Source organism: Chlamydia sp. 04-14, from assembly GCF_036632095.1.
Lineage (GTDB): Bacteria > Chlamydiota > Chlamydiia > Chlamydiales > Chlamydiaceae > Chlamydia.
Genome location: NZ_JAPYKW010000003.1, coordinates 52,987 through 69,488 on the forward strand (window position 1 = coordinate 52,987; position 16,502 = coordinate 69,488).

Here is a 16,502-nt window from a genome sequence, read left to right on the forward strand (position 1 = left end):
ATGCGGCAAGAAAATGATAGTTTAGGAATTGTAGAAGTCCCTGAAGATAAATTATATGGTGCGCAAACTGCGCGTTCTCAGAAATATTTTTCCTGGGCTCCTGAGGTTATGCCTCAAGAAGTTATCCGTGCTTTAGTTTGGATTAAAAAGTGTGCTGCTAAGGCGAACCGTGATTTAGGATTTTTAGATTCAAAATATTGTGACATGATTGTTTCTGCTGCTGACGAGATTCTCGAAGGCAAGTTTGACGAGCACTTTCCTTTAAAGGTATGGCAAACGGGCAGCGGAACACAATCCAATATGAACGTAAATGAGGTTATTGCTAATTTAGCTATTCAACGTCATGGAGGCGTTATAGGTAGTAAAACACCGATACATCCTAATGATCATGTAAATAAATCCCAATCTTCTAATGATGTTTTCCCCACAGCTATGCATATTGCTGCGGTGATTAGCCTTAAGAAAAAGTTGATTCCCGCAATGGATCATTTGCAAAGGGCATTAGATGCTAAGGTTGCTGAATTTCGCGATTGTGTGAAGATAGGCAGAACACATTTAATGGATGCTGTTCCCATGACATTAGGACAGGAGTTTTCTGGCTATAGTAATCAGATACGTCAATCTTTAGAGAGGGTTGCGTTCTCTCTTACACATATGTATGAGTTGGCTATAGGAGGAACTGCAGTAGGTACGGGGTTGAATGTTCCTGATGGATTCATAGAGAAAGTTATCCACTATTTGCGTCAGGAAACAGGAGAGCCTTTCATTGTTGCATCGAATTATTTTTCAGCATTATCCAATCACGATACGTTAGTAAATGCTCATGGTGTTTTAGCTACTTTAGCTTGTGCCTTAACGAAGATAGCTACGGATCTGAGTTTTCTGGGATCAGGTCCTCGATGTGGTTTAGGAGAATTACTATTTCCTGAGAATGAACCGGGATCTTCAATAATGCCTGGTAAAATCAATCCCACACAATGCGAAGCTTTGCAAATGGTTTGTGCTCAGGTTATAGGAAATAATCAAGCAGTAATCATTGGTGGAAGTCGAGGAAATTTTGAACTCAATGTCATGAAACCATTGATAATTTATAATTTCTTACAATCTGTGGATATTCTTTCGGGAGCCATGCAAGCTTTTGCTGATTACTTTGTTTCAGGCTTACGTGTGAACAAATATCGTCTCAAAGAATATTTAGATAATTCTTTAATGCTTGTTACAGCTTTAACCCCAGTTTTAGGGTATGATAAGTGTTCTAAAATGGCTTTAAAGGCTTTTCATGACAATATAAGCTTAAAGGAAGCGTGTATACAGATGGGATACCTATCTGCAGAAGAGTTCGATCGTCTTGTTGTTCCCGAGTCTATGGTAGGGAAACATTAATGAGAGGATTTACTCTCTAAATTGATCAAAGCTTGAGCAAATAAGAGAGCACTCTTCGTATTTGAAAAGATATGATCAACACCGATAAGCTCATCTAAATGATAGCGTTTAAGATCGCTTAGCGGTGTTTTTTTTACCCCTGCCAAAAGTAAAAGTGTTCCTTGACGATCACATTCTAGGAAGAACTCTTCTAGAGCATGCATAGCGGATGCATCGATTGTAGGTACACGACTCATACATAATATGAAAATCTTTGGAGGCTTTTCTATTTCATTGAGAAGATTTTTCAATCTATCAGCGATTCCAAAGAAGAAAGGACCATTGATCTCATAAATTTCGGTATGTGCAGGAACTTCAGATTTCGAAAATAGGTCATCATCTTTCGCCTGCTTATTCTCATCAAAATATCTTGCTGTAGATATCACGTCAGAAAGATCACTCATCTGTTTCATGAATAGAAATGCAGCTAACATCATACCCACTTGCACAGCAGAGGTGATTGTTGTCATAACTGTAAGAATAAAGACAGTTAAGAGGACAACAACATCTTTCTTAGGAGCAGTGAATAAATGAATAAAGTGATGGATTTCACTCATATTCCAAGCAATAAGAATAAGAACAGCAGCCAAGCAGGTAAGGGGGATTTTTACTGTTAGTGGTGCTAAAGCTAAAAGAATAACGCAGATAAAGGCGGAATGAATTAGCCCCGCTACAGGTGTTGTAGCTCCAGATTTAATACTTGCGGCAGTTCTTGATAAAGAACCTGTTACAGGCATTCCGGCAAAAAATGATGTGCCGATATTTGCGATACCTTGGGCAACAAGTTGGCAATTGGATTGATGTCTCCATCCTGTCATACCATCGGCAACTACAGCTGAAAGTAGAGTTTCAATACCGGAAAGAACAGCAATAGTTAATGCATCCGGCATAAGCTGTAAAATTTTTGTCAGGCTAAGATGCGGAAACGAAGGCAACGGTATTGATTGCGGAAGAGCTCCGTAACGGCTGCCAATCGTAGGGATATCGATTTTTAGCAACCATACTAATGTTGAAGCTACGATAATAGCAATCATTACCCCTGGGTATCGTGGCTTATAATTACGGAAATAAATCATGATTAGTAGGGTAAATAACCCTACGGCAAAAGCTTTACTATCCCATGTCCAAAGATAATCCCAATAAGCTATCCATTTAGCAATAAAATCTGTAGGAACGCTATCTCCCATTTGTAGACCTAAAAAGTCTCTAATTTGAGAGGAAAAAATGATAACAGCTAAACCTGTCGTTAGTCCTGTAACCACCGGATACGGCATATATTTAATGAAAGTGCCAAGCCCGGTAAGTCCAAAGGCTACCAGGAATACCCCTCCCATTAGGGTGATTGTGAATAACCCCTCGACCCCGTATTTTGCTGAAATACAGTAAAGTATAGAGATGAAAGCACTTGTTGGTCCTGATATAAGAACACGACTACCGCCTAAAGCAGAGGCTATAAAGCCTCCAACGATCGAGGCTAATAAACCTTGAATAGGGGATACGCCAACACCGATCGCAATAGCAATAGCAAAGGGAAATGCTAGAACGCCTACGGTAAGTCCGGCTAAGAAATCTTTTTTAAATGTATTAAAGGTGTAACCTTCCTTAATACAAGTGTAAAGCTTGGGAACAAGGTGTTTAAACGATAAGGCGACTTTCACTAGACTCCTAACGTGGATTCAGAACTAGAGAACTTTATTATTGTTCTGTTCTTTAGTATCTTTGTCAAATAGTTCGTTATGTTTATAGACGTTTTGTTGCGTCAAATCTAAGCTTCAAGAATATAGAATTGCTGTATAAAACGGTGCTAAATAACAAATTTTTGATTTTAGTATATAAAAAAGAAACGCTTTTCTTAATCTGGAAGGATTTTTCCTACTTTACCTAACCTGTAAATAGGAGTACACTAGTTCGTAGAATTATTTTTGAGGTCATTATGTTGAAATTCCAATTGTGTGCTCTGTTTTTATTTGGATATATCGCGATTGTTTTCGAGCATATTGTGCGAGTGAATAAATCTGCTGTAGCCCTAGCTATGGGAGGTTTAATGTGGCTAGTTTGTTTTTCTCATATGCAACATGCGGATCATATGATTCTAGCTGAAGAAATTGCTGATATGGCTCAGGTAATCTTTTTCTTATTCGCAGCGATGGCCATTGTTGAACTCATAGATGCACACAAAGGGTTTTCGATTATAGTGCGATGTTGTTATATACAATCTAGAACTCTACTTCTTTGGGTTCTGATAGGGCTTTCTTTCTTCCTCTCTGCTGCCTTGGATAACTTAACATCCATCATTATCATTATTTCTATTTTGAAACGTTTAGTTAAATCTCGAGAAGATCGTCTGCTTTTAGGAGCTATTTGCGTCATTAGTGTAAATGCTGGAGGTGCTTGGACTCCTTTAGGAGATGTAACGACAACAATGTTGTGGATTAATAATAAAGTGACCTCTTGGGGAATCATTCGCGCTTTATTTGTTCCTAGTTTAGTTTGTGTTCTCATTGCTGGAGTTTGCGCACAATTCATGCTTAAAAAGAGAACCACAGGAATGATCTCTAAGGATGTTGAAATGGAGGGGTCTCCTAAAAAAAGTGGTTTAATCATCTGTATTGGTTTAGGATCTTTATTGATGGTTCCTATTTGGAAAGCTTGCTTAGGTGTTCCACCATTTATCGGAGCTTTGCTAGGACTCGGGCTTGTTTGGTTGGCCAGCGACTGGATTCATTCTCCCCACGGGGAAGATCGCTACCATTTGCGCATTCCTCATATTTTAACCAAGATCGATATCTCTTCTATTACCTTCTTTATAGGTATCTTACTGGCTGTTAATGCTCTAACTTTTTCTAATGTTCTCTCTGAACTTTCAATGAGCATGGATAGGATATTTTCTAGGAATGTTGTAGCTATTTTTATTGGTCTTATTTCAAGCGTATTGGATAATGTTCCTCTTGTTGCTGCGACTATGGGTATGTATCAAGTCCCAATGGACGATACTTTATGGAAGTTGATTGCTTATGCAGCAGGCACCGGAGGAAGTATTTTAATCATTGGATCAGCTGCCGGAGTTGCCTTCATGGGCATCGAGAAAGTTGATTTCCTATGGTATTTTAAGAAGATCTCTTGGATTGCACTAGCTAGTTATTTTGGCGGTCTTATTTCATATTTTATGCTCGAGCGTATCGCTATGTTTTTCTGAGCTGGTTGTTTCTGAGTTAAAAAATTTTTTTAAAAACTTTGTTTTAATAAAATCTTTATACCTCTATCATACCGCCTCCTTATAAACATTCTCTATTTGGAAGAGAGGTAAATATGAAAGTAAAACAAATTACAGCCTTAATTTGCTCCCTAGTACTAGGTTTTCAAATTTCAGGTTCTGCTAAGACCTTAGTTCAAAAAAATGCATGTTCAGATTTGGATTTTTTAGAACATTTACTCGATGTTAAATACGCTCCTAAGGAGTGGAAGCATAAGCTTTTTCATTGGAATTTGAAGGACGCAACGGATCAAGCACGTTTGAGATTATGTATCGAGGAAAATCCTTCAACCAGGCATTGCCAAGGAGTTCTTTCGCAATACATATCTGATTTAAATGACTTCCACGCTGGGATTACTTTCTTCAGTACGGAAAACTCTCATTTACCTTATACAATCAAGTTAAGCAGTTCTCATAGATGCTTTGTTGTTGATGTGCATACATATAGCTCCGAAATTTCTATAGGTGATGAAATCTTAGAGATGGACGGCCAGCCAATTATGCAAATAATTGAAAGCATACGCGTTGGTAGAGGTGCTCCTTCTGATTACGCTGCAGCTGCACGAACACTATTTTCTCGTTCTGCTGCCTTAGGCCATCAAATCCCTATCGGAATAGTTACGTTAAAAATTCGTCGTCCTAGTGGTTTAACGCGTACGGTAAAAGTTAAATGGCGCCATACTCCTGAATATATTCAGGATCTATCTTTAATAGCTCCTTTGGTAAAAGATCCAGTAATTGAAATGAGATCTGGACGCGCTTTACCTTTAACGTCTAACGCATCTGAAAATTGTTTATTCACAAATGAGATGGTTCCTTATTTCTGGGGTGAATTACGCGAGCAATACAAACGCGGTTTAAACAGTGATTACAACATAGGAAGTAAAAAAGGATTCTTACCTGATTTCGGACATGTGACATGGAGAGCTAAAAGTGGTCCTTACCATGCCTATGTATTCACATGCACAGATAATCGTGGACAGTCCCACAATATTGGATTCCTTAGAATTTCTACATATTCTTGGACAGATATGGAAGACCGTAGTGTTATGAATATGGAATCCCCATGGAATGACTTCGGTGAAATCATCAATGTATTGCAAGATAAAACAGAAGCTTTGATTATCGATCAGACAAATAATCCAGGCGGTAGTGTATTCTATCTTTATGCATTGATCTCCAGATTAACAGATAGACCTTTAGAAACACCTAGACATAGAATGATTCTAACCCAAAATGAAGTTCAATCTGCAGTAAAATGGTTGAATCTTCTTGAAGGTGTTGAAACTGATGAGCAAGCAAGAAATGCTCTCGGTGATGATATGGAAGGTTATCTTATCGATATGAATGCTGTAGGATATCTACAGACATTTTCTAATACCGTTTTAAAATGTTGGGCAAATGGAGATATTAACCTCTCCACACCTATGCCTTTATTAGGGTTTGCTAACGTGCATCCACATCCTCAGGATCGTTATACACATCCTATATGTGTCTTAATCAACCAGGAAGATTTCTCCTGTGGAGATTTATTCCCTGCGATTATGAAGGATAACGGTCGAGCACTTATTGTAGGAATGACTACAGCAGGAGCTGGAGGTTTTGTCTTTAACGTAGAGTTTCCTAATAGAACAGGAATTAAAAATTGTTCTTTAACTGGATCTCTAGCAGTAAGACCAGACGGTTCTTATATAGAGAATTTAGGAGTCTCTCCTCATGTATGTTTAGATTTTACAGATATGGACGTACAAACAGGAAGATATCCTGATTACATTAACAATGTGAAAAATTTAGTTCTTGATCTCATTGATAAAGAAGCAGATAAAAATGCCTCTCATTCGGAAGAAAGATAAAATATAAGAACTAGATCGTAATAAATATAACAATATACAAATCTTCTGTTATATTAATAACCTTTAGAAAAAGTAAAAAATCTTTTTCTAAAGGTTTTTTTATTAAGCATCATGCTCAATTTGGGAGGTGAGATGTATGCGTAGGGTTATACTAAGTAATCCTAGAGGATTTTGCGCTGGGGTAGTTCGTGCTATCCAAGTGGTAGAGGCTGCTTTAGAAAAATGGGGAGCCCCGATTTATGTGAAGCATGAAATTGTTCATAACCGTCATGTAGTAGATGATCTCAAGAGGAGAGGGGCTATCTTTATTGAAGATCTTGCTGATGTTCCTTGCGGAGAAAAGATTATCTATTCTGCTCACGGTATTCCTCCGGAAGTTCGTGAAGAAGCAAAAACTCGGAATCTTTTTGATATTGATGCAACATGTGTTCTGGTAACTAAGATTCATTCTGCAGTTAAGCTTTATGCAAGTAAAGGTTATCAAATTATTTTGATAGGAAAGAAAAAACACGTAGAAGTTATTGGGATTCGTGGAGAAGCTCCTGAAAGTGTTACAGTAGTAGAAAAGGTGGAAGATGTAGCTAGCCTTCCTTTCGGAGTGGAAGTGCCTTTATTTTTTGTGACCCAAACAACGTTGAGTCTGGATGATGTTGCCGACATTACCCAAGCATTAAAGGTGCGTTATCCGAATATTGTCACTTTACCTAGTTCTTCTGTATGTTATGCTACGCAAAATCGTCAAGAAGCTCTACGCTCAGTATTGCCTAAGGTGAATTTCGTTTATGTTATTGGAGATGTACAAAGCTCTAACTCCAATCGTTTACGAGAAGTTGCTGAAAAACGAAATATTCCCGCTAGACTAGTAAATAGTCCCGATCATATTTCTGATGAGATTTTGAATTATTCGGGTGATATAGCAATAACAGCAGGAGCGTCAACTCCTGAACATATTGTTCAATCTTGTATTTCTAGGTTAAAAGAGTTAATACCCGATCTACAAGTTGAAGAAGATATATTTGCTATAGAAGATGTCGTATTCCAACCGCCTAAAGAGCTTCGTAATTAAAAAGTCTTCATTCTTACATGTATTGCGAGTAGGGATTCATAGGATAGTATTCTCTATTAGAGAATATGTTTATTTATCCTTCTCGCTCTACATTAGATATCCCAAACTCATCGTATACGATCTGGCGAAGTTTTTTTATTCTTTATTGAGAAATCCCTATAGGAGATTACGTCGTTCTCCCCAATCTTCATTGCTAAAGGAAGGGAACGTTTATGGAGAGACTCCTTGGTCAGCATTAAATAAAGTGAGTAGAGAATTCGGAGTTACTTCTCAAGATGTTGTTTATGATTTAGGCTGTGGCTTAGGAAAAGTATGTTTTTGGTTTTCCCATATTCTGAAATGTCATGTTGTGGGTATAGATAGCCAATCTACTTTTATTAACTTCGCTTCTCGTATGCATAGACTGTTATCTGCACAGCCGACACTATTTTTTAAAGAATATTTTCATGAAACAGAATTATCACAAGCTTCTTGTGTCTATTTTTACGGTTCGTCGTATTCTTTGAAGGTATTAAAAAATGTTTTAAATGCTTTAGTAAAGTTAAAGTCAGGGAGTATGGTCATCAGTATTTCCTTTCCTTTAGATTCCTTGCCGGATGGAGATACAATATTTTTCACAGAGAAAAGCTGTGATGTTACCTTCCCTTGGGGCAAGACAAAAGCATATAAAAATATACGAAAGTAAATTTTATTGATAAAGACTGCGAACAGCGTCGTGTTCTGTTTGTAGTACTTGTAGTAAGAAATTATCCATATTTTTCCAATGATCTTTCACCTCTTCGATAGAGCGAGTAATTTCATCGTGTTCCATACGGAATATCTCTTTATAATTTTCTGCGAATGTTCGTGACGCAGTTTCTTTTAACTCATAAATTTTTGATGAGGCCTCTGTAAGCTGCGATAGCGAGGTACAAATTTTACCAGCACCTTTAAAGAATGTTCGTGCTGTTGCTCCTTTCCATAATCCTGTATGTTTTTGGATAAATCCTAGAATCCGTTTTCCAGAGATCTCACCAATAATCGGTGTTGCAGCTCCTATGATACCTAAAGTTGCCGTAGCAATTCCTAACCATTGTGAAATCTTGGCTTGACTTTCATAACTTTCAATAAGCTCTTTAGCTTTTTCTAAAAGATGTTTTCTAGCTTCTAAACGAGAAAGATTATCTTGTTCTCTACTGTTCAACATGAGTTTCATAATTTCTGCGCAGATTCTAAGAACATCCAAATTCGATACACGCATATGCATCAGGGAGCTTAGTTGTGCTTCTGTAAGAGCAAATTCAATAATTTCATCAGGTAAGTTACGAGATTGTGTATAGTGAGCAGACATTTGATTAGAAAGTTCTTCAATAGCGAAGTCTCTTTTCTGTTTATGATGTTGCTGTTCCTGATCCTGACGTTCTTGCTGTCCGTGTTCTCCTTTTCCTTCTTCTCTTTCTTGATACTTTGTATCGAGACGTGTTTCTGTAGTCTCTTTCTGTACATGGCTGAATAGAGCCATAGGACTGAGAGAGGATGTAGAGGATTTTGGTGAAGATGGTGTTGATTTTGCGGTTTCCTCGGAAGTTCGGGCAGTATCTTTCAGACTATGTTCTTTTATAGTTTGCTTGTCATAAGTTTGAACTTCAACTTGTGTTGTAGACAAGGTAAGGGATGATTTTTCCCCGTAACCATCGTCTTTGGATTCTGGTAGAGTTAAAACCAGCGTTGTTGTTTTTGTTATGAGATTCTCGTCTTTAGGGGCTAAGCAAGAGGAAAATCCCATACTGGCTTGCGCTTTTTGTTCTTTTACAGAACCAAAGGATGAGGATTGGCTAGCCTGTCGTAAAGCAGGATTTTTATCAGCAGATGAAAATGTATCGAGAGATTTCTGTGATGACAGATTTGGTAGAGATGAAGATTTCATCAGCATACCATTCTTTGCCATTAAAGTTTCCGAAGGTGCAGGTTTATTTTGGGAAGGAAGTTGTGAAAATACCGATCCCGATTGATTCAGTAAACTCAGGCAAGTATCCGACATGGAACGTAAGATAGCCATTTGGCAACAATCAGGAACGCTAACCTCAGTATCAGTTGTTGAAGATGCCTCTGATCCTGATTCTACCATTAACAAATCAAGCTCGGCACTTTCTGAAGATGTACTCGTTGTTGTTGAACAAGATGCTGTCATAACATTCCTTAAAAAAGAATTTATCTTAGAGCTTCCAGAAACGTTCTATCCATTTCTCTGCATAACTGTAACACGCGTGCGAGATTTTCGAAAGAATCATGAATACTTTCTATGAGTTCTTGAGTGCGAGAGAGGTAATCATCCCTTTCCAAAGTTAATAACTCTATTTTTGTTTCAAGAGATACATAATGAGATTTAATTTTAAACAGACTGGATCGCACCCAAAGCATAGCTCCACGTAAAAGACCTAAAGCTCCTTCTAAAGCAGGTCCTATACCCCGCATAGCTCCTTCTGCAAGTGGAGAAAGCCCAAGATTCTCCATGCTTAAAGTGGCGATAGAGAGTAGGGCAGCTATGACATAAAGAACAATTTGTACGATCTTCAATATCTTTTGTTTTAATTGCTTATTTTTCCCAGGAAGAAGTTTTTCAATAGCTTCCCAGCCGTTTAAAGCATCCAATAAAGTTAATGTTAGGGCAATAAGGCCCGCAAGTAAACTGACCCAAGAGAAAATACCTCCGCCCATAACGATAGCAACGGAAGCTAGTCCTATGGAGATCCAAGGAGTAATCCACTCTACAATAGTAGCTAATGAACCCCAACGTTTTGCTTGTTCCTCCTTCTCTATAGATTTTTGGATTTGTTTTATGCGCTCTTCGTGAGTTGCTTCTAATTCCCTTTGGGTAGTTTCCACACAATCTTTGTAGGATGCATAAGCAGAAAAATCCGAAAGTATCCCTTGTTTTGTTAAAAGGTAACTTAAGGTAAATACACCAACAGAAGGAGGACTAATAATAGGAACAACAGAAGCTGCTCGTGTTTTTTTATTTTTTTGGGTTTTTTTAAAGAGACATTCTTGATGCTGCTGTTTTCCTGGATGCTCATCTTGTGATAATCCTTTATTATATTTTCCTTGAGGCGATTTTAGAGTTAGTCGGTCTTCTTCTTTTTGGCGTAAATCAGTATCTTGAGAAGAAAGTATTTTCTCTTCAGATTGCATTCTATGTTCTAAATCTTCTGTAGATTCACGGAAGATATCAGCTCTTGTTAAACTATCTTTTGTTTTTGGTTCTTCTTCAAACCGTTTAGATGTTGGTGTAGATGGGAATTTCTCAGAGGAAGAGTTCTTTTCAGAGGCTTTTTCCTGAGATTTCGGCATCATTAAATCTTTAAGTAAGCTTTTCATCGATTCTTTGGAATTCTTCTGCGAGAAAAGGTTCCAAGGTGAAGATGTTGATGCCTGTTCTTTCTTTGGTAATTGTGAGGCTAGAGAACTTCCAAATTGTAAGATTTTTTCTCTAGAACTTGCAGGAGTTAGCTGTTTATTCGCGATAACTTGTCCCTCACTTTTTATACATGAGGTTTTACTAAGTTTATCCGTAAAGAATTTTTGTAGAGATTTCCCTAAAGATTCTGGAGCTAGAGTAATCGAATATTTTATATTAGATATTCCTTCAGATTGCTTAGGACTATCTGGAATATAAGGCTGTTGATTTAATAAAATCTCTGTAGATTGTGCTAGCCAGGAAGACATAGTCAGTTCCCTAGAGTTATGGGATTATGCATGGTTTTTTATATCCAAGATTTCTGCTTTCAGTTCTTGATAAGCGCTATGATGTTTCGCTCGTTCCCATGCAAGTTCTAAGGCCTTACTTGCATCTTCATGTTGGTCCATGAGAGTATAGCAAATATAGGCATAATAATGAGGATAGGGATCTTTATCCCGCAACAATGCAGTCACAGCGTAGGCATGTAAGGCCTGAGGATAAAGTTGGCTCATATGCAAAGATGCTCCTAGAGAAAACCAAAATTTAGAGACAAAAGGATTAAAAAAGACTAACCAGCGAAAAGTTTCACTACTTTCTTGGTATTCTCTATTCAGATAGGCGTTGTAACCTTCTTTATAGACACGCTCTAATTCCTCAGAAGAGATTTTAAAAAGTTTTTGGTATGTATCTAACGGAAGATCTTTACTTGGAAAATATCCTGACAGATAACTCTCCAAATCTTCCGGAAAGGGATAATCTTCTTTGCTCGATGAAGCTATTTTTTCTAATAAATAAGCTAAATATGACATTACGGACGCAAATTGTAAATAAAGGTATCCATGAGTTCTTTAAGAAGTTTTAATACATTGGAGCGTGCTTGATGGCATTGTGAAACTTCTTGAAGATGCCTTTGCATATCGGTTCGTTCAAGCTGTGTGATTTTCTCCATATTTTCTTTGCGCATCTGAATATTTTCTTTCAGGAGCTTTTTCTCTTCTTCAGACCATTGCAATGTGTCTGTTATCGTTACCCCAAGTTTTCTAGCTTGATCTACAAGAGCTTTCATTTCTGAATTCTCTCTCCAATCAATAGCTCCTTTCTCAGAGTTGATTTTAGAAATGAGTAACGTTAATGTGTCTACGTTATCGGTACGTTCTTTAACACGCAGATATAATTCTTGGGCTTCCGCTTCAGCTTGTCCGAGAATTCTTTCCATAAGTTTCATAAAACGTATAAATACGTTTTCAACTTTTGGAGTGGGAATTGGGGCAAATCCTTGCAGAGGAGTTGCTGCTGTGAAAAGTGCCATTGGAGATTGTGCTTTTCTTTTAAATGTTTTTTCTTCCTCAATGTTAATCTCTCGAGACTGCCGTACATCATTAAGGTAGCGTAGATGCGCTATGGAGAGTCCGGAAGAAACTTCTTCAATTTCCTCAAAAGAAACCTTAGCTTTGTATTTTTTCCCTCGGTCTCTTCCTTGAGAATCATCTTCTTGATGCTGTCCTTCATGTTGTCGATCTTGTTTTTGATCCCGACTCTCGCGATCTTGTTTAGATTCCTGCGACTTTGTTGTGAGGATTTGCTGTTCTTTTTTCTCTGTAACAAAGGAACCATAAGATTGAGAAGAAATGTGTTCTCCATCTTTTTCCATTCGAGATTGCTGGGATGCTGTTGTATGAACAGCGCGTTGAGCAGATTGTCCCAAGGTATGTTGTGTTGAAGAGTGCGTGGTGGGAGATCGAGAATCAGAAGTTTTCGTAGAAGAATAGCCGGCGAAAGCTTTGGAGGATTGTTGTGATTCTTTCGGTGCGGCATGTGTTTCTTTTGTAGATCTTGGCGCCACGTCCTGAGGTTTGCATCCTTCTTGAGGAAGAAGTTGTTCTTGTTTCTCTAAACTTGTTGGTTCTTCTTGTGTTTTTGTAGGATCAGCAGTTTCTAAAGCCTGTAGGAGATCAGAGATGAGTATCTCAACTTCAACGGTTTCCGGGGGAAGGAAAACAAGGTTATGCGTGCAATCTTGTAAGGGGTTAGCATTTTCTCCGGAAGTTGCAGAAATTTGCGCAAGAGCAAGAGCGGCAAGAGAACTTAGAGAAGCCGGCGCTGATCCTTCTGAAGTAAACACAGAAAGCGCGACTTCTCCGGCTGCGGTTTTTAAAATGCTGGAAGTTGTTGATGCTGAGGATGAAGAAGAGGCATCTTCCTTTAACGTCATGTTGGTAGATGGGACTGCTGAAGGCAGGGGAGTGTTCATACTAATTTTCGCACGAATAAGTTATGGGGACATAGAAACGATGAAAATTATATAAAACCCCATTTTCCTGCAAGTTTGATTATGAAAGGGTTAGACGATAGGAGAGAATACTCGAGAATGTAGGGATTTTCTATTTACAAAAACAGCATTAGGAATCAAAATGAATCTGCTAACCACCATAGAGTGTTTTTCTGCCCAGGTGGTGAAATTGGTAGACACGCTGGATTTAGGATCCAGTGCTTCGCGGCATGTAGGTTCAAGTCCTATCCTGGGCATTTCAACATCTCTTCTCTAGGAAAAATCATTAAATTCCCGTTCGTAGTAAAATAAAATCTAGAGTTTTAGATTTTTTTTGAGGAATTTCATGAAGAAAATGCTTCTAATTTTCGCTTGTTTTCTAAGTTGTTGTTTTTCTGCAGCTTTTGGAGAAAATTCCCTTGCTTCGGAGTCTGTGTCCCTAGTAAAGGCGGTGCCTGTATCGGGATTGCAATTTCAAGAACAAAACGGTCACGTTCCCTATAGTTTCTACTATCCTTATGATTATGGGTATTATTATCCTGAGACTTACGGAGGATATACAGGAACGTCACAGGGTAATGACGATTGTTATTCGCGATTTGAGGATGGCACCTTTTTCTATCATTGTGATTAGGGATTTCTTGGGTGATAGGAAAGAAAATTTTCCACTAAGGTATCCGCAGCTACGTGAGTATAGATCTCTGTAGAAGAAATACGGGCGTGTCCGAGCATTTCTTGAATGACGCGAAGGTCAGCTTTATTGTCTAATAAATGTGTTGCAAAGGCATGTCTTAGAGAGTGTGGCGAGACGCGTTTATGGGTCACTTGCTTTGCGTAGTAGTGGATTCTCCTCCATACACAAGAGCGTTCTAACTTGCGCCCACGTGTAGAGAGGAATAGGTGATGTTCTTCCGGGTTTTTCTTTTGAAAGTTCTCTCGAAAAGGACAAAGATAGGTATCAATAGCTTTACAGGCGAGTTTTCCTAGGGGAACAAGTCGTGTTTTAGAACCTTTTCCGGTAACACGTAGAAAATCATCACTAACGTCACCAATGCATAAACCACAGAGCTCGGATACACGAATGCCTGTGGAATATAGTGTATGGAGAATTGCGGTATCTCTAGCAGAAATGACAGGAGAAACTCTATCTTGTTGAGCAGCAGATAAAAGAGCATCAACTTCTTTTGGAGTTAAAACAGAGGGAAGGCGTTTCCAAATTTTCGGATGTTCAATAAGAGGAGGGTGATCAAGGAGCTTTGCCTCTTTAAGAAATCGGAAAAATACTTTTAAGGCAATCAGGCGACGCGCTAAAGTAGACTCGGCTTCTTTGCGTTTATGTAGCTGCTGAACAAACAGATATACGCTATCTTGGGAGATTTCTTTAGTTGATGTAATAGCGCTTATTTTTAGGAATAGGGTAATGTCCTGACAATATGCAGAAATAGAATTGCGGCAAAGACCGCGATCTACCGAGAGAAAAAGAACAAATTGTTCAAGAATAACATCACAAAACTGGGCTGAGGTCATAAAATCTAATTTCGGCTGGTATAGTTTTGAGTATAGATATTAAGGTAGTTTTTAAGCTAGGACGAGGTAAACGATGGATAGAAAAGGCTTTTTAGAGAGCTCCTCAACAAAGATATTACAAGATTTGGCTGTAGCCCCTATAGATTTGACAGTCCCTGGAGTAATTTCTGAAGAGCGTATAGAAAGATTTTCCTTGTCTGTAGAAGGTTTTACATTAAGTTACGCTACGGAACGTATCGATGAGGGGATTTTATCTGCATTAACAGATTTAGCTTCTGAACGCGGTCTTATCGAATCCATGCAGGCAATGCAAAATGGAGAAGTTGTTAACTATATTGATAACTTCCCTAGTGAATCTCGACCTGCTTTACATACCGCGACACGTGCGTGGGTTAAGGAAATCCCTTTAAAAGGTAATGCTGAGGATATTTCCTTAAGGTCAAAAATTGAAGCGCAACGTCTAAAAGATTTTCTTAATAAATATAGGGACGTCTTTACAACTATTGTACAAATCGGAATAGGAGGTTCCGAACTTGGACCTAAAGCTTTACATTGTGCTTTAAAAGGCTGTTGCCCATCGGATAAGAAAGTATATTTCGTATCTAATATAGATCCCGACAATGCTGCAGAAGTTTTACAAGAGATAGATTGTGCAAAGACTTTGGTTGTCACTGTATCGAAATCAGGAACTACATTAGAGACTGCTGTTAATGAAGAATTACTAGCAGATCATTTCTCAAAACAAGGGTTGAGTTTCCGCGAGCATTTCATTGCCGTTACCTGCGAGGGTAGCCCTATGGATGATACGGATAAATATCTTGAAGTTTTCCATATTTGGGATAGTATCGGAGGACGCTATTCCTCTACATCTATGGTTGGTGGAGTTGTTTTAGGCTTTGCCTATGGCTTTGATATGTTTTTACAGCTCCTTGAAGGAGCTGCGGCTATGGATTTGGCCGCTTTAGAACCTCGTATGAGTGAGAATCTTCCTCTATTATCGGCAATGTTAGGAATCTGGAATCGTAATTTCTTACGTTACCCTACTTCTGTTGTAGTTCCCTACGCTACAGGATTGGAATACTTCCCCGCGCATCTACAGCAATGTGGTATGGAATCTAACGGGAAGAGTGTTGCTCAGACTGGGGAGATAATAAGTTTTGCTACAAGTCCTATTATTTGGGGTGAGGTAGGAACAAATAGCCAACACTCCTTTTTCCAATGTCTCCATCAAGGTAGTGATATTGTTCCTGTGGAATTCATTGGTTTTCTTGAGAATCAGAGGGGAAAGGATATCGTTGTATCAGGATCTAGTTCTTCTCAAAAGCTTTTCGCTAATATGGTAGCCCAGGCGATAGCCTTAGCAAAAGGACGGGAAAATACTAATCCGAATAAAAATTTTAGAGGAAATCGTCCCTCTTCTATTCTTGTATCTGAGAGACTCACTCCTTACGCTATGGGAGCTCTTTTAGCCTTCTATGAACATAAAATAGTCTTTCAGGGTTTTTGCTGGGGAATTAACTCTTTCGACCAGGAAGGAGTTACTTTAGGAAAAGACCTAGCGAACCAGGTTCTAGAGGTTATGCAGGGGCAAGCAAAAGCAGGAACCCTTCTTGAGGCAGAAGCATTGTTAAGACTTTTTAACGATGCTAAAAAATAAAAATACCTGGATCTAA

The 16,502-nt window shown here is 38.5% G+C and carries 14 protein-coding genes and 1 tRNA gene; 8 read left to right on the forward strand and 7 right to left on the reverse strand.

Annotated features, from left to right (window positions below; all coding sequences use genetic code 11):
• Positions 1-1,383 carry a class II fumarate hydratase gene (fumC, locus tag O6937_RS04605; protein WP_332390478.1) on the forward strand — a complete coding sequence of 461 codons (1,383 nt, stop codon included), beginning with the start codon at positions 1-3 and terminating at the stop codon, positions 1,381-1,383.
• Here fumC and O6937_RS04610 read toward each other — a convergent pair.
• Positions 1,380-3,080: a solute carrier family 26 protein gene (locus O6937_RS04610; protein WP_332381625.1), complete on the reverse strand. Its 1,701-nt coding sequence runs from the start codon at positions 3,078-3,080 to the stop codon at positions 1,380-1,382. The genes fumC and O6937_RS04610 overlap by 4 nt on opposite strands.
• 275 nt (positions 3,081-3,355) lie before the next feature.
• Between O6937_RS04610 and O6937_RS04615 the strand changes: the two genes are divergently transcribed.
• The 4 genes from O6937_RS04615 to O6937_RS04630 all read left to right on the forward strand — a co-directional run bounded on the left by O6937_RS04615 (position 3,356) and on the right by O6937_RS04630 (position 8,279).
• Complete coding sequence (locus O6937_RS04615) at positions 3,356-4,618, forward strand: NhaD family Na+:H+ antiporter (protein ID WP_332390479.1); 1,263 nt, start codon at positions 3,356-3,358, stop codon at positions 4,616-4,618.
• 113 nt (positions 4,619-4,731) lie between these two features.
• Positions 4,732-6,528 carry a protease-like activity factor CPAF gene (locus O6937_RS04620; protein ID WP_332390480.1) on the forward strand — a complete coding sequence of 599 codons (1,797 nt, stop codon included), beginning with the start codon at positions 4,732-4,734 and terminating at the stop codon, positions 6,526-6,528.
• A 136-nt stretch (positions 6,529-6,664) separates the two neighbouring features.
• Complete coding sequence (ispH, locus tag O6937_RS04625; protein ID WP_332390481.1) at positions 6,665-7,594, forward strand: 4-hydroxy-3-methylbut-2-enyl diphosphate reductase; 930 nt, start codon at positions 6,665-6,667, stop codon at positions 7,592-7,594.
• Positions 7,557-8,279 carry a class I SAM-dependent methyltransferase gene (locus tag O6937_RS04630; RefSeq protein WP_332390482.1) on the forward strand — a complete coding sequence of 241 codons (723 nt, stop codon included), beginning with the start codon at positions 7,557-7,559 and terminating at the stop codon, positions 8,277-8,279. Before ispH ends, O6937_RS04630 begins: the two co-directional genes overlap by 38 nt.
• Positions 8,280-8,282: 3 nt before the next feature.
• On the opposite strand, the gene O6937_RS04635 is transcribed toward O6937_RS04630, so the two are convergent.
• The 5 genes from O6937_RS04635 to O6937_RS04655 form a co-directional block, all read right to left on the reverse strand.
• Entirely contained in the window at positions 8,283-9,764 is a 1,482-nt protein-coding gene (locus tag O6937_RS04635; protein WP_332390483.1) for a hypothetical protein, read from the reverse strand.
• A 20-nt stretch (positions 9,765-9,784) separates the two neighbouring features.
• Entirely contained in the window at positions 9,785-11,299 is a 1,515-nt protein-coding gene (locus tag O6937_RS04640) for a hypothetical protein (RefSeq protein WP_332390484.1), read from the reverse strand.
• Between the two features lie 24 nt (positions 11,300-11,323).
• Complete coding sequence (locus tag O6937_RS04645; protein ID WP_332390485.1) at positions 11,324-11,842, reverse strand: SycD/LcrH family type III secretion system chaperone; 519 nt, start codon at positions 11,840-11,842, stop codon at positions 11,324-11,326.
• Positions 11,842-13,284: a hypothetical protein gene (locus O6937_RS04650; RefSeq protein WP_332390486.1), complete on the reverse strand. Its 1,443-nt coding sequence runs from the start codon at positions 13,282-13,284 to the stop codon at positions 11,842-11,844. The genes O6937_RS04645 and O6937_RS04650 overlap by 1 nt, the downstream gene beginning before the upstream one ends.
• Positions 13,285-13,374: 90 nt before the next feature.
• A complete protein-coding gene (locus O6937_RS04655) occupies positions 13,375-13,503 on the reverse strand; it encodes a hypothetical protein (RefSeq protein ID WP_332390487.1) in 129 nt (42 codons plus the stop codon).
• On the opposite strand from O6937_RS04655, the gene O6937_RS04660 reads away from it, so the two are divergent.
• Both O6937_RS04660 and O6937_RS04665 read left to right on the forward strand, forming a co-directional pair.
• Positions 13,478-13,559 (forward strand) — tRNA-Leu (locus tag O6937_RS04660). The two genes, O6937_RS04655 and O6937_RS04660, sit on opposite strands and share 26 nt — an antisense overlap.
• Positions 13,560-13,648: 89 nt before the next feature.
• Positions 13,649-13,936, forward strand: coding sequence for a hypothetical protein (locus tag O6937_RS04665; RefSeq protein WP_332390488.1), 288 nt, complete (start codon positions 13,649-13,651; stop codon positions 13,934-13,936).
• On the opposite strand, the gene O6937_RS04670 is transcribed toward O6937_RS04665, so the two are convergent.
• Positions 13,933-14,829: a site-specific tyrosine recombinase XerD gene (locus tag O6937_RS04670; protein ID WP_332390489.1), complete on the reverse strand. Its 897-nt coding sequence runs from the start codon at positions 14,827-14,829 to the stop codon at positions 13,933-13,935. The two genes, O6937_RS04665 and O6937_RS04670, sit on opposite strands and share 4 nt — an antisense overlap.
• A 73-nt stretch (positions 14,830-14,902) precedes the next feature.
• On the opposite strand from O6937_RS04670, the gene O6937_RS04675 reads away from it, so the two are divergent.
• Positions 14,903-16,486 carry a glucose-6-phosphate isomerase gene (locus O6937_RS04675; RefSeq protein WP_332390490.1) on the forward strand — a complete coding sequence of 528 codons (1,584 nt, stop codon included), beginning with the start codon at positions 14,903-14,905 and terminating at the stop codon, positions 16,484-16,486.
• Positions 16,487-16,502: the final 16 nt, after the last annotated feature.

Coding starts and splice junctions, on each gene's coding strand:
- O6937_RS04615 (WP_332390479.1), top strand. CDS start 3,356: ATGTTGAAATTCCAATTGTGTGCTCTGTTTTTATTTGGATATATCGCG.
- O6937_RS04650 (WP_332390486.1), bottom strand. CDS start 13,284: ATGAACACTCCCCTGCCTTCAGCAGTCCCATCTACCAACATGACGTTA.
- O6937_RS04675 (WP_332390490.1), top strand. CDS start 14,903: ATGGATAGAAAAGGCTTTTTAGAGAGCTCCTCAACAAAGATATTACAA.
- O6937_RS04665 (WP_332390488.1), top strand. CDS start 13,649: ATGAAGAAAATGCTTCTAATTTTCGCTTGTTTTCTAAGTTGTTGTTTT.
- O6937_RS04640 (WP_332390484.1), bottom strand. CDS start 11,299: ATGTCTTCCTGGCTAGCACAATCTACAGAGATTTTATTAAATCAACAG.
- O6937_RS04635 (WP_332390483.1), bottom strand. CDS start 9,764: ATGACAGCATCTTGTTCAACAACAACGAGTACATCTTCAGAAAGTGCC.
- ispH (WP_332390481.1), top strand. CDS start 6,665: ATGCGTAGGGTTATACTAAGTAATCCTAGAGGATTTTGCGCTGGGGTA.
- O6937_RS04645 (WP_332390485.1), bottom strand. CDS start 11,842: ATGTCATATTTAGCTTATTTATTAGAAAAAATAGCTTCATCGAGCAAA.
- O6937_RS04630 (WP_332390482.1), top strand. CDS start 7,557: ATGTCGTATTCCAACCGCCTAAAGAGCTTCGTAATTAAAAAGTCTTCA.
- O6937_RS04670 (WP_332390489.1), bottom strand. CDS start 14,829: ATGACCTCAGCCCAGTTTTGTGATGTTATTCTTGAACAATTTGTTCTT.
- O6937_RS04620 (WP_332390480.1), top strand. CDS start 4,732: ATGAAAGTAAAACAAATTACAGCCTTAATTTGCTCCCTAGTACTAGGT.
- fumC (WP_332390478.1), top strand. CDS start 1: ATGCGGCAAGAAAATGATAGTTTAGGAATTGTAGAAGTCCCTGAAGAT.